A 12,995-nucleotide genomic window follows, 5' to 3' on the forward strand; every position below is an offset into this window, starting at 1 on the left:
GTCAGGCGTATGCAGGTCCGAGGCCACGGCGCAAGCGAGCGCTCGCAAAGTCGACGAAGGTCACCAGCACGAACATCGCGATGAGCACGGTCATCGCCTGCTGCTGCTGGAAGATCGACAGGTGGAAGTACAGCAACTGCCCCAGTCCGCCGCCGCCCACGAAGCCCAGCACGGCGGCCATGCGGATGTTCATTTCCCAGCGGTAGAGCGCGTAGGCCACCCACTGCGGCAGCACGATGGGCAGGCTGGCGTAGCTGAAGGCGGTGACGGGGTTGGCGCCCGAGAGCACCAACGCATGCTCGGGCTCGCGCGGTGCGTTTTCCAGCGCCTCGGCGAAGAGCCGGCCCAGCACACCCGTGGTGTGCAGCGACAGCGCCAGCGCCCCTGCGAAGGGGCCGATGCCGGCGGCCAGCACCATCAGCGCGGCCCATACCAGCTCGGGCACGCTGCGCAGGAAGTTCAGCACGAAGCGCGAGCCGTGGCGCAAGGCACCGCCTGCGCGGCCCGAAGCCGGCAACGCCAGCAGCGCGCCGGCAACGGCCGCCAGCACCGTGCCGAGCGCCGACACCGCCAGCGTCTGCAATGCGCCATTGCCGACCTTCGAGAGAAAGTCGGGCGACAGGTCGGGTGGGAAGAACTCGGCGATGAACTTGCCCATGAGCCTGAGCGACTCCGACGAGCCCAGAGCGCGGTAGTCGATACCCAGGTAGACAAAGCTCGCCACCACCGCAGCGCCGATCAGCAGCAGGGCGATGCGGCAGCGCCAGCAAGGCGGCGGGCGCGCAGGCAGCGTACGGGCCGCCGTCATGCCAGCAGCCTCCGCAGCGCATTGCTCAGCAGGTCGGCCAGCAGCACCAGCGCCAGGAACACCAGCAGGATGCTGCTGGCCTCGCCGCCGTTGAGCATCTTCATCGACTGGTCCATCAACTGTCCCAGCCCGCCCGCGCCGACAAAACCCATCACCACCGACGCGCGCACCGCGCATTCCCAGCGGTACACGGTGTAAGAGGCCAGTTCCTGTGCCGTGTTCGGCAGCAGGCCGTAGCAGAGGGCCGCGAGCCGGCCGCTGCCGCTTTCGAGCAGGGCGCGCGCGGGACGCGTGTCGGTCGATTCGAGGATCTCGGCGTAGACCTTGCCGAGCATGCCGCCGTAGGTGATGGCCAGCGCCAGCACGCCCGCTGCAGGGCCGAGCCCGAACACGCGCACGAACAGCAGCGCCCAGACGATTTCCGGAATGGCGCGCAGCACCATCAGCAGCCAGCGCGCGGCCTGCCGCACGATGCCGGCCCGCACGCGACCGGGGCCCGGGCCGATGCGCGAGACAGAAAGGGCGCGCGTGGTCACGAAGCCCAGCGGCGCGCCGATCAGCAATGCCAGCGCGATGCCGGCCGTGGCCATGGCCAGCGTCTCTAGCGTGGCCTTCAAGAGCAGCGCAAGAAAGGCCGGCGAGCCGTCCGGCGGAAAGAAGCCCGCCAGGAAGCCGCCGATGACCGCGAGATTGCCGCCGGTGAAAAGCGCCCACGGATTGAATTCGGACAGCGCCAGCATCGGCCATGCGATGACGAGCGCGGCGACACAGCCGGCCAGCCGGCGCATGGCTTGCGGGTCGCGTCGGATGACGGCGGTGGAGGCGGCGGCGTTCAAGGGCAGTCCGGACGGAGGAAGGCCGCTTCGGCCGCGACGCGCTGCGCCGACTTCTGCACCGCCACGCCGCCTTCGCTCGCATAGAGCGCGTCGAGCATCGCGGCCGTCACCTGTGCGGCGGGCAGGTCGAACATCACCAGCCCGTTGCGCATGCCGACGATGCGTGGAAACCAGCGCAGCGCCAGGTCCACCGCATGCAGCGAAGCCACCAGCGTGGCGCCCGTCGATTCGCTCTGCGCGACAAGCTGGCCGATGGCGGCGTCGGCCAGCGTGGGGTCGAGCGCGGACACGGGCTCGTCTGCCAGCAGCAGGGCCGGGCGCTGGTACAGAACGCGCGCAATGCCCACGCGCTGCAGCTGGCCGCCCGAGAGGCGGTCGCAGCGGTCGAACAGGCGGTCTTCCAGCGACAGGCGCGACAGCACTTCGTGAGCCCCGGCAATGTCAGAGGGATGGAAGAGCGAGCCCAGCGCGCGCAGCGTCGACCACTCGCCGAGCCGGCCCGCGAGCACCGCGGTGACGACGCGCAGGCGCGGCGCGATGGGCGGTGACTGGTGCACCGTGCCGATGCGGGCGCGCAGCTTCTTCAGCGCCGCGGACGGCAATTGCCAAGGCCCGGCGCCCAAGGCCCGAACCTCGCCCTCCGTAGGCCGCAGCGCCGCGCCGAGCACACGCAGCAGCGTCGTCTTGCCGGCGCCCGAGGGCCCGATGACGGCGATGCGCTCGCCGTCGCGCGCGGCCAGCGTCACCCCGGCCAACGCTCGCTGGCCGTTGGGGTGCATGACACCCACGCCTTCCAGCGAAAAACTCATCCGCGCAAACTCACTTGATCAGGCCAGCCGACTTGCCCGCCGTCTCGATGCCGTCGTAGTTCGACGACTTGGTCGGGATGAACTTGCTCGCGCGCTGCAGCGCCATGATTTCCTTCTGCGCCGGGTTGGCCGGGTCGAGCTTCAGGAACGCGTCGGTCAGCTTCCTGGTGATGGCCGGGTCGAGGCCCGGGCGCACCGTCCAGTTGTAGTCGTAGTAGGTCGGCGTGGTCGCCAGCACGCGCACCTTGGCGGCGTTGGGGTTCTTGGCCTCGACCAGCTTGTCCCACACCGACGCGTTGAGCACGCCCGCTTCGGCGCGCGACGCGGCCACGAAGGCCACCGTGGCGTCGTGCGCGCCAGAGAAGGCGACCGTCTTGAAGTCTTTCTCCGGGTTGATGCCCGCCTGCAGCAGGAAGTAGCGCGGCATCAGGCTGCCCGAGGTGGACGAGGGCGCACCGAAGGCGAATGTCTTGCCCTTCAGGTCGGCCAGCGTCTTGGCGGTGCTGTCGATGGGCACGATGAACTTGCTGGTGAACACCTCGTCTTCCGCGCGCTGCACGATCGGCACCGCGCCCCCGTTGGTGCGGATGCGCGCCTGCACGAAGGTGAAGCCGCCCAGCCACGCCAGGTCGATCTTGTTGGTGGCCAGGCCTTCGACCACGGCGGCGTAGTCGGTCACGGGCGTGAACTGCACGTCCATGCCGGTTTCCTTCTTGAGGTAGTCGCCCAGCGGCGTGAATTTGCGCTGCAGCTCGGTGGGCGCCTCGTCGGGAATGGCCGAGACGCGCAGCACGCCCTGGGCGAAGGCGCCGAGGCTTGCGACGGAGAAGGTCAGTGCCAGGGTCAGGCGGGTGAGAGTCTTTTTCATGGATGCGCCTCGGGGAAGTGCGGTTTTGGGAAGGACGGGATTGTAGAAAGCGGGGCCGCTTCGATAATCGCCCCATGAATCCAACGCTCATGAACCCGCTCGCGCCTTTGCGCCTCACGAGTTTTTCGCATGGCGGCGGCTGCGGCTGCAAGATCGCGCCCGGCGTGCTGTCGCAAATCCTGAAGAACCACGCGGGCGGCATGATCCCGCCCGAGCTCATGGTGGGCATCGAGACCGCGGACGACGCGGCGGTCTACAGGCTCAACGACCAGCAGGCGCTGATCGCGACCACCGACTTCTTCATGCCCATCGTGGACGACCCCTACGAGTTCGGCCGCATCGCAGCCACCAACGCGATCAGCGACGTGTACGCGATGGGCGGCCGGCCGATCATGGCGCTGGCGCTCGTTGCCATGCCCATCAACCAGCTGCCGGTGGAAGTCATCGCCGAGATCGTTCGCGGCGGGCAGGACGTGTGCCGCGCCGCGGGCATTCCGATTGCCGGCGGCCACACCATCGATTCGGTCGAGCCGATCTACGGCCTCGTCGCCATGGGCCTCGTGCACCCCGACCGCGTGCGCCGCAATGCCGATGCGAAGGCGGGCGACGTGCTGGTGCTGGGCAAGCCGCTGGGCGTGGGCGTGCTGTCGGCGGCACTCAAGAAAGAGCAGCTGTCCGGCATCGGCTACCGCCAGCTGATCGAGAACACGACAAAGCTCAACACCCCCGGCATCGCGCTTGCGGCGCTCGACGGCGTGCATGCGCTGACCGACGTGACGGGCTTCGGCCTGGCCGGCCACACGCTCGAACTGGCGCGCGGCGCGAAGCTCAAGGCGGTGATCGAGTGGTCGAAGGTGCCGCTGCTCGACAACGTGGTGGTGATGGCCGCCGAGGGCATGGTCACCGGTGCCTCGGGGCGCAACTGGGCCGGCTACGGCGCCGACGTGGAGCTGGCCGCCGGCCTGCATCCCACCGCGCAGAACCTGCTGAGCGATCCGCAGACCTCGGGCGGCCTGCTTGTGAGCTGCGCGCCGGAAGCGGTCGATGCGGTGCTGAAGATCTTCCGCGATGAAGGATTCGGGCAAGCGGCTGTCATCGGCCGTGTCGAGGCGGGAGAGCCCTCGCTGCGGGTGGTGCCGTAGCTCCCCGCATTTCTCCCTACCCCTCTGGGGGAAGGAGCAAGACAAAAACGGCGGAAGGGGGAAAGAGTCGAACTTTCCCGGCGACGACTGGCGCCACCAACCGGGTTTGAAGCCCGGCCGCCCCACCAGGGACGATCCCCTCCCATGAATGCTGCTCAAGGCCTCGCCCCGAACAGCGACGTATCGGGGCGCAGCAGGTGCGTGTCTTTCACGCGCCGCGTATAGCCCACACGGTCAAAAAACTCCAGCAACTGGATTGCGCGCTTGCGCCCCAGCCCCGTTGCATCACGAAAACTCGCAGCCTGCAAACCTTCAGGGCCACCGAGGCAATCGCGTGCCAACGCCGCCAATCGCTCGATGGTTGCCAGCGGATAGTACAAGTCCTTCACCACCTGGAAGGTCTCGCCACGCCGAGCGAGGCTTGCGAGCGTTTGCCGCACCATCGGCTCGCTCACGGCGCAGTCCTTCGCAAGATCGCGCACCCACGGCGGATCGAAGCCGCCGTCGGCCAGCCTGGGCAACAACTTCTGCGCGAGCTTCTGTTCGGCTTCGCCGAGGCGCGCCGCATGGTCCGGCAGATGCAGCCAGGTGCCGCTGCGCACCAGCGCGCCGCGCGCGACCAGCGCATCGAGCGCATGGCGCCACAGCGAGTCGTCTGTGCGTGGCCCGGCAAGGCGCTTGAGGCGGCGCGCATCGGGGCCGACCTCGTCGGGCGCGTTGCGATGGAAGTCCGCAAGCCGCCCGGTGATCTGCGCCTCGAGCGCGTCCAGGTGCCGCTGCGCGATGGCCGTGTGCTCGATGCGCACCGCATCGGCGGGCAGCGGCAGGGCGGCCTCGCCGGGCAGCGACAGCGCACGCGCCATCCGTGCGGTGTCGATGCCCAGCGGCGCGTTGTGCAGCAGTGCAGCCACGCGAGCGGCCCGGTCGTCGATGGCCCAGGCGGCCAGCGTGTGCAGCCGCTCGGGCGTTCGGCGGTAGCGCACCGGCGCGAACGGGTCGAGCACGCGCACGCCGGCCATGGTGCGCGTGGCCGAGGCATCGCGCAGCACGCCCCGGTCGCCGTGCCATGCGCCGACACTCTCCTTCGTCACCAGCTGCGCCAGGGCCGTTTCGCCGGGCGCGAGCACGTCGCGGTCGAGCAGCGCGAGCGAAGCCATCACGTCGCTCGCCCCGAGGTGCGCATGCACCGTCGTGCCCGAGCGCAGCGGCTTGGCCTCGTCGGGCCACAGCGTGAGCAGCAGGTCGATGCGGTCCGTTGCAAGCGCGATGGCGGGCGTGCAGACCCAGTCGCCGCGATGCATCTCGTCCTTGGTGACACCGGCCAGCGCCAGCGCGCAGCGCTGCCCCGCATGCGCCGATTCGGCCTTCTGGTTCTGCGCATGGATGCCGCGCACGCGCACCGCGTGGTCGCCAGGCGCCACGCGCAGTTCGTCGCCGATGCGCACCGTGCCGCTGAAGACCGTGCCGGTGACGACCGTGCCTACGCCCGAGAGCGTGAAAGCCCGATCGACCGCGAGGCGAAACGCCAGGTCGTCTTCGCGCGAATGCTCCTTGCGCGCCACGTCGAGCAGGTGTTCGCGCAGTGCATCGATGCCTTCGCCGGTGGTCGCAGACACCGCGAGCATCGGCGCGCCCGCGAGCGGCGTTGGCGCCAGCAGCGCGGCGATGTCCGCGCGCACCTCGGCCAGCCTCGCCTCGCGCACGGCCTCGTCGATGCGGTCGATCTTGGTGATGGCCACCGTCGCCTCGCGCACGCCCAGCAGTGCCACCACCGCCAGGTGCTCGCGTGTCTGCGGCATCACGCCGTCGTCGGCCGCCACCACCAGCAGTGCGTGGTCGATGCCCGTGGCGCCGGCGAGCATGGTGTGCAGCAGGCGCTCGTGGCCGGGCACGTCGACGAAGCCGAGCGACACGCCGTCGGGCGCATGCAGGTACGCATAGCCGAGTTCGATGGAGATGCCGCGCCGCTTTTCCTCGGGCAGCCGGTCTGTGTCGACGCCCGTGAGCGCGCGCACCAGCGTGGTCTTGCCGTGGTCGATGTGGCCTGCGGTGCCGATGATCATCGTGGCTGCGTCGTCACATGAAGTTGCGGGTGTGCAGGTCGGAAAGCCGCTGCGCCTCGTCGCGCTCGAAGCCCAGCCGCGTGAGGCGGGCACGGCGTCCGGCCGCCATGTCGCGCTGAAGCTGCTGCACCGCCGCATGGCCGCGCGCGATGGCGGCGGGCGAGAGTTCACCGGCCGCCAGCAGCACCAGCGCGTCGAACACTTCCTCGTTGAGGCCCGCCGTGCTGGCCAGCGTGTCGTAGCGCACCTCGATGGCGTTGCGCAGCCGCGCCTGGTAGTCGGGCTGCACCGAGAGCCGGTATTCGAGATGCGCCATGCCGAAGGCGACGTGGCGTGCCTCGTCGCGGGCCGTGAGCCGCGCGATCTGCCGAGTCACGGGGTCAGGCGCATGCGCATGCAGGAAGTTCAGCAGGTTCACGAAGCTGCCCTCGCCGAGCACGGACAGCAGGAAGGTGGCGACGGAGAAATCCGGCGCATCGAACAGCGTGCGCAGCGAAGCCTGTCCGCCGGCCGTCGACAGCGCGGGCTGATTGCCTCGCAGCGTGGCGCGCCGCGTGAACACCTCCACGTGCCGCGCCTCGTCGGCGCATTGCAGCGCCAGCAGTTGCAGCACCTCGCGGAAATGCGGATGGATCTGTCCGAGGTGGCGCGCCGGCATCAGCAGCGCGGCGTTCTCGTTCTCGATGAGGTAGGTCATCACCTGCACGACGGCTGCCTCCACGGCGGGCGGCAGGTCGAAGGGCGTATCCCAGTCGATGGCCGTGCCCGGGTCCCATTGGGCTGCTGCTGCCTGCCGGTAGAGCTCGCCGGCCGTCGCGGCCCACACTTCGTCGCGGCGGTGCAGGGCGAAGAAGAAAGGCGGACTGCCGGCCTCCACCGTGGCGCCGCGCGCCGCCAGGCCCCAGCCGGGCGCGGCGTCTTCGGCGGGTGTGCCGTTGGCGTCGCCCTGCGCAAGTCCGGTCGATTGCGCGCCGAGCCAGCGGCCCTCGGCATGCGGGCTGCGCATGACCACGGCCTCTTCAGCCTCGAAGCGCAGCGGGTGCCCCTGGCTGCGGCACCACGCCTCCAGGTGCATTCGCCAGTCCGGCGATTGCCCGCGCACGCGCAGCTCGCTACCCACCGGCCGTTCGGCCAGCGCGCGGCGAATGAGCAGCAGGGCGCCCTGGTCGAGGCCCAGCGACTCAATATCGATAGTCGGGATTGGTGATGCGGCCATCGCCGTCGTAGAAATGTTCGTCGTCCACCGCGCGTTCGAGCAGCGCATAGCCGCTGGTGCGGCCGGTGCGCCATTCGCGCAGGCCTTCCAGTTCGAGCAGCGGGCGCACCTGCGGGTCGTCCCAGCGCATCGCCATCAGCAGCGACACGAAGCGCTCGATCGATTCGGCCGGCGCATCGGGGCTGGTGGTGAAGTTGCAGTGGTCGTAGGCGCCGGTGCGCGCAATGACGCGCGTGCTGCCCGAAGGCAGCGTGCCGTCGAGGCCGAAGGCCAGGTGGTTGCCGTCGATCAGGCAGCAGGCGTCGACCTCGCCGGCCATCAGCGCGATGGCCGCATCGCGCTCGCCGCCGATGTGGTCGCCGTGCTTGCCGCCGAGCACGTCGAAGTAGCGCACCTGGAAGTCGCGCTGCTTCACCAGGCCTTCGGTGCGCAGGTGGTCTAGCGGGATCAGCGTGGCCTGCGGTGAATCGAGCGCGCCAAGCCCGACGGTCTTGCCGCGCAGATCGGCCAGCGACTGCACCGGGCTGTCGGCACGCACGACGACAGCCGAGCGCAGGTCGCAGTCGGTGTCGCGCATGGCCACGGCCTGCACCTGCTGGCCACGGCTGCGCGCGATGCGATCAGCCCGCACCCAGGCCAATGGCGAATTCCATGCCAGGTGCAGCGTGCCGTCGAACTGCGCCTCGACCTGGCTTTCGTAGTTCGAATACAGCACGTAGTCGAAGGGCAGGCCGTTCTTCACGAAGAAGGCCTTGAAGCCTTCCCAGATGGTGACGACCTTGGGCGCATAGGCTACGGCGCCCATGATCAGTGTCGGTTCGGACATGGCGCGGTTCCTCAGAACAGAGGCAGGCCGGTGATGGCCTTGCCGATGAAGTCGTACAGCACGTCGGAGGTCGGTGCCATCACGCTCGATGCGCGCGCATCGCGGAACAGCCGCTCGATGCCCGCCTCCTTGCGGAAGGCCGCGCCGCCGCACACACGCATGGCGATGTCGGTCACTTCGAGCGCGGTCTCGGCTGCTGCGGCCTTCACTTCGAGCACGCGCAGCATGGTGTCGGGGCGGCTCGCGCCGATGGCGGCCACCGTATCGTCGAGCAGCGCCTGCACCATGTCGGTCTTGATGCGCGCACGTGCCAGGTAGGCGCGAATGGTCGGCAGGTCTGCCAGCGATGAATCGAGGTGCACGTGCCGCGTCTGGCTCACATGGCCGATGGCGCGGCTCAGGGCGCCTTCCATCAGGCCGGTCGAACACGCGGCGCTGAGCACAGAGAACCATGGCAGAACCACGCCCATCATGGTGTCAAAGCCCTTGCCGTCCTCGCCAAGACGGGCGCCGGCCGCGACGCGCACATCCTTCGCGGTGATCGGCGTGGAGGCGTTGCCGCGCAGCCCCAGCCCGTCGAAGCGGCCGGGCTGGCTCAGGCCGTCGGACTTGGCATCGACCAGCCACAGCGTGCTCGCGCCTTCGGCCGCCAGCGGCTTGCTCGACCACACGTAGCTGTCGGCCTCGAAGGCGGAGGTGACCCAGCTCTTGCGCGCATCGAGCACCACGTTGTCTCCATCCGCGCGGGCGGTGCCGGTGGGTGCCCAGAAGTGGCTGCGCGAATCGGCTTCGGAAAAGGCCAGCGTGCTCAGGTGCTTGCCCTCGGCAATCGCGCGGCGCACGGGCTCCGGGCCGAACTGTTCGAGCACGGCAGTGGCGCAGTAGTGCATGCACACCACCATCGCGGTGGACGGGCAGGTCTGCGCGATGCGCGAGACCACCTGCGCGGCTTCCTTCAGGCCCAGGCCCTGGCCACCGACCGACGTGGCCGAAACCAGCCCGAGCAGGCCGGCCTGGCCCATCGCCTGGATCGTCTCTCGTGGAAAGCGTCCCTCGCTGTCGGTGCGCTGGGCCGAGGGCTGCAGCGTTTGCGTTTCGATACCGGCGAGCACTTCTAGGGGATTCATCGCTTTTTCCTGGAGTACGGGTTGAGGGAGTCGGTCTATTGCAGCCGCTCGCGCAGGGCATCGAGCTGGGCAGTGAAGGGCGCGCTGTCTTCCAGGCAGCGCAGATCGAGCAGCAAGCGGTCTTCGGCGATGCGGCCGATCACCGGCAGCGGCAGGCCACGCAGGGCGGTGGCGAGGGCGTCGAGCGCCGTGCCCGTGCCCTTCTTCGAGGTGCCGGCCAGCGCGAGCGCAAGGCCCGCCGAGGGCAACCGCTCGACAGGCAGCGAGCCGGAGCCGATCTGCCCGAGCAGCGGCACGACTTCGACGGTGAAGCGCGGCGACACGGCCGCCTGCACCGGTGCCTTCAAGCTCTCGGCCATTTCGCGGATCGCATCGGCGGGCCGCGTGAGCAGCCGCAGCGTAGGCAGGTCTTGCGCGAGGCGCTCGGGCCGCAGGTACAGCGACAGCGTGGCCTCCAGCGCCGCCAGCGGCAGCTTGCTCATGCGCAGCGCGCGCTTCATCGGAAACTTGCGGATGCGGCCCACGGCGGCCTTGCTGCCGACGATGAGCCCGGCTTGCGGACCACCCAGCAGCTTGTCGCCCGAGAAGGTGACGACATCGCAGCCGGCCGCGAGCATCTCCTGCGGCACTGGCTCGCGCGGCAGGCCGTAGTGGGCCAGGTCGATCAGCGAGCCGCTGCCCAGGTCGGTGGCCAGCGGCACGCCGCGCGCATGCGCAATGCCGGCGAGCGTGGCTTCGTCGACCGCGGCGGTGAAGCCCTGCACGGCGTAGTTGCTGGTGTGCACCTTCATCACCAGCGCGGTGTGTTCGTTGATGGCGCGCTCGTAGTCCTGCGGATGCGTGCGGTTGGTGGTGCCGACCTCGACCATGCGCGCGCCCGCGCTGGCCATCACGTCGGGCATGCGGAAGGCGCCGCCGATCTCCACCAACTCGCCGCGCGAGACGACCACTTCGCGCTCGCGCGCCAAGGCCGCGATGGTCAGCAGCACGGCGGCCGCGTTGTTATTGACCACCGTGGCGGCTTCGGCGCCGGTGATGCTGCACAGCAGTTCTTCGACCAGCGAGTCGCGGTCGCCGCGGCTGCCGGTGGCGAGGTCGTACTCGAGGTTGTTGGGCGATGTCATCACCGCGAGCAGCCGCTGCAGCGCCGCGTCGGCCAGCAGCGCGCGGCCGAGGTTGGTGTGGATGACGGTGCCGGTGAGGTTCAGCACCGCGCGCATGCGCGGCGCGAGACGGGCCTGGACGCGCGCGGCGAGTGCGTTGCCGAGCGCCTCTTGCTCGATGTCGGTAGCCGCCAGCTTGCCCGCCACGGCCCGCGCACGAAGCATTTCGAGCAATGCACGGGCCTCTTTCACCACCAGCGTGCGGCCATGCTCGGCCAGCAATGCGCCCGGCACGGCGAGGCGCAGCAGTTGATCGACAGAAGGCAGATCCTGGGGCCTTGCCGTCGAGCCGTGGACCACGGACTCTTCGGGCGCTGCCATCAGCCGCCTCCGCCGTCGTCGGGGATCTCGGGCTCTCCGAACAGCAGCATCAGGTTGTGGCCGCTGCGCTGATGCCCGGCTTCAGAGACGAGCAGGTCGAGCGTGACACTGGCGAGGTCGTCCGCGACGGGCTCGACCTCGGGGTCTTTCTCCATCGCGACCTGCTTGAGATAGTGGCCGCAGGTGTCGCAGCACTCGGCCTTGACCGCGCCTTCGCGCGCGCCGGTGGCCGGCAGTTCCACGCCGGGCTGCGGCGACAGCGATTCGAAGTGGATGCCCTTGGTGCTTTCGCAATGCGTGCACTTGATGCGAACGTAGTGCCACTCGGTGCTGCACAGCGAGCAGTGCAGGTACCGAAAGCCCGCTTCGTCGGCGCCGATGCGCGTGATGCTCACTGTGGGCGCGCTGCCGCAGCAGGGGCATTCGTTGCCGGGGTCGGTGCGGCCGAAGATGTTCTCGCCTTCGCGGTCGGCCACCTGCAGCACGAGCTGCGTCCAGTAGGCCTGCAGCCCCGCGGCAATCAATGGTGCGGCCGCGAGGTCGAGCCCGAACATGATGCGGCGCGAGAGGCGGTCGGCCTGCTGGTCGATCCATGCATCGTCCGCAGCCACCACGCGGTCGAGCGTGTCGCGCGCGGGGCCTTCCGGCAGCCGGGCGCGGAAGAGGCCGAGCAGGCGGCGCAGTTCCCGCAGCCAGACCGGGTCGCGCGTCCATCCGAAGGCGGGCATAGGCGGCTTCAGCACCTTGGCCGCGGCTTCGAGCGCATCGGATGCGGGCAGCGCAACCGCCGCGTAGTCCTGCAGCACCTGGTGCTGGGCCTGCGCGAGGTCGGCAATGAAGATCAGGTACTCGCGCATCGGATGCGAGGCCGCGAGCTGGCGCAGTCGAAGCTGCCGGTCGGAGAACGCGAGGGAACGCACCGGCAGGCGCAGGAACGGCATCTGCCGCCCGGCCTGCATCGCAATCTGCTCGGGATCGAGAACGCGCGTGGTGCGGATCGGCGGTGGGGTGCCGGTTGAACTGCTCATTCAAATGACTCTACAGCGATTCGCACGATTTGCGATACGTGATTGGCCCCAGGGCCATTCGAGAGATACCGCGGAACCGGCTTTGCCGGGCCGCAGGTATCGCCCCCGGAAGGGGGGTGGCGAAGCGACACGAAGTGCGCGCAGCCTGGGGGAGAGCCTGTTTACTCACCTCGCGTCATTTTGCGATGCCACAGGGGGTGGTTGAGCTTGGCCCATCCCTCGGTGACGGTGCCGCGCGTCATTGCGCGCAGCGTGCCCTTGACCCAGATGGCCGCATAGATGTGCGTGATGACCGAAAGAATCAGCACCACCGCCGACACCGCATGCACCACCACCGCGATGCGCCGCAGCAATATCGGGAAAAAGCCGACGAACCACGGGCTCCAGAACATGAAGCCGGTCACCAGCAACAGCAGCAGGCTGACGCCGAAGGCCCAGAACACCAGCTTCTGGCCGGCGTTGTACTTGCCCACCGGCGGCATGCTCGACTTGTCGCCCTTGAGCATCTTCGGCGCGTTGGCGATCCACTCGCGGTCGACCTTGTCGAGGATGTTCTCGCGCCACATCGTGAAGAACAGGAACACGAAGCCCAGCACCATCAGCAGCCCCATGAACGGATGCAGGATGCGCGTCCACGGGCCGCCGCCGAACAGGTTGGTCAGGAAGAACAGGGCAGGGTGGAAGAAGGCCAGGCCCGAGAGCGCGGCCGCGAAGAACATGATCGCGACAAACCAGTGGTTCATGCGCGTGGCGTCTCGGTAGCGGCGAAGGTAGTAGCGTGTCATCGC

At 69.1% G+C, this 12,995-nt stretch carries 12 protein-coding genes and 1 tRNA gene; 1 reads left to right on the top strand and 12 read right to left on the bottom strand.

All coding sequences use genetic code 11. From position 1 onward, the window contains the following. Position 1: 1 nt before the first annotated feature. The 4 genes from phnE to ACWV14_RS07830 are packed head-to-tail and all read right to left on the bottom strand — an operon-like array spanning position 2 to position 3,321. Positions 2-808: a phosphonate ABC transporter, permease protein PhnE gene (phnE, locus tag ACWV14_RS07815; RefSeq protein ID WP_454907446.1), complete on the bottom strand. Its 807-nt coding sequence runs from the start codon at positions 806-808 to the stop codon at positions 2-4. Next, the gene (locus ACWV14_RS07820) at positions 805-1,596 is read right to left on the bottom strand and encodes a PhnE/PtxC family ABC transporter permease (protein ID WP_454907846.1); all 792 of its coding nucleotides are present in this window, start codon (positions 1,594-1,596) and stop codon (positions 805-807) included. The genes phnE and ACWV14_RS07820 overlap by 4 nt, the downstream gene beginning before the upstream one ends. A gap of 44 nt (positions 1,597-1,640) precedes the next feature. Then, positions 1,641-2,453, bottom strand: coding sequence for a phosphonate ABC transporter ATP-binding protein (locus ACWV14_RS07825; protein ID WP_454907445.1), 813 nt, complete (start codon positions 2,451-2,453; stop codon positions 1,641-1,643). Positions 2,454-2,463: 10 nt separating this feature from the next. Beyond that, positions 2,464-3,321, bottom strand: a complete 858-nt coding sequence (locus ACWV14_RS07830; RefSeq protein WP_422085365.1) for a putative selenate ABC transporter substrate-binding protein — start codon at positions 3,319-3,321, stop codon at positions 2,464-2,466. 74 nt (positions 3,322-3,395) lie between these two features. Here ACWV14_RS07830 and selD point away from each other — a divergent pair, with 74 nt between their 5' ends. Beyond that, on the top strand, positions 3,396-4,463 hold the full coding sequence (gene selD, locus ACWV14_RS07835) for a selenide, water dikinase SelD (protein WP_285412806.1): 1,068 nt from the start codon (positions 3,396-3,398) through the stop codon (positions 4,461-4,463). Between the two features lie 51 nt (positions 4,464-4,514). Here the strand turns inward: selD and ACWV14_RS07840 are convergent. From ACWV14_RS07840 to ACWV14_RS07875, 8 genes are all read right to left on the bottom strand, one after another. Next, positions 4,515-4,607 (bottom strand) — tRNA-Sec (locus tag ACWV14_RS07840). Positions 4,608-4,618: 11 nt separating this feature from the next. Further along, positions 4,619-6,526, bottom strand: a complete 1,908-nt coding sequence (gene selB, locus ACWV14_RS07845; protein ID WP_454907444.1) for a selenocysteine-specific translation elongation factor — start codon at positions 6,524-6,526, stop codon at positions 4,619-4,621. A 13-nt stretch (positions 6,527-6,539) separates the two neighbouring features. Next, a complete protein-coding gene (locus ACWV14_RS07850) occupies positions 6,540-7,742 on the bottom strand; it encodes a ferritin-like domain-containing protein (protein WP_454907443.1) in 1,203 nt (400 codons plus the stop codon). Then, positions 7,708-8,568: a phosphate/phosphite/phosphonate ABC transporter substrate-binding protein gene (locus tag ACWV14_RS07855; protein WP_422085368.1), complete on the bottom strand. Its 861-nt coding sequence runs from the start codon at positions 8,566-8,568 to the stop codon at positions 7,708-7,710. The genes ACWV14_RS07850 and ACWV14_RS07855 overlap by 35 nt, the downstream gene beginning before the upstream one ends. An 11-nt stretch (positions 8,569-8,579) precedes the next feature. After that, positions 8,580-9,695: an acyl-CoA dehydrogenase family protein gene (locus ACWV14_RS07860; protein ID WP_454907442.1), complete on the bottom strand. Its 1,116-nt coding sequence runs from the start codon at positions 9,693-9,695 to the stop codon at positions 8,580-8,582. Between the two features lie 35 nt (positions 9,696-9,730). Beyond that, entirely contained in the window at positions 9,731-11,179 is a 1,449-nt protein-coding gene (selA, locus tag ACWV14_RS07865) for an L-seryl-tRNA(Sec) selenium transferase (RefSeq protein WP_454907441.1), read from the bottom strand. Beyond that, the gene (fdhE, locus tag ACWV14_RS07870) at positions 11,179-12,207 is read right to left on the bottom strand and encodes a formate dehydrogenase accessory protein FdhE (RefSeq protein ID WP_454907440.1); all 1,029 of its coding nucleotides are present in this window, start codon (positions 12,205-12,207) and stop codon (positions 11,179-11,181) included. The genes selA and fdhE overlap by 1 nt, the downstream gene beginning before the upstream one ends. Positions 12,208-12,368: 161 nt before the next feature. Beyond that, positions 12,369-12,992, bottom strand: coding sequence for a formate dehydrogenase subunit gamma (locus tag ACWV14_RS07875; RefSeq protein ID WP_454907439.1), 624 nt, complete (start codon positions 12,990-12,992; stop codon positions 12,369-12,371). Positions 12,993-12,995 lie beyond the last annotated feature (3 nt).

It is taken from the genome of Variovorax durovernensis (assembly GCF_977011995.1).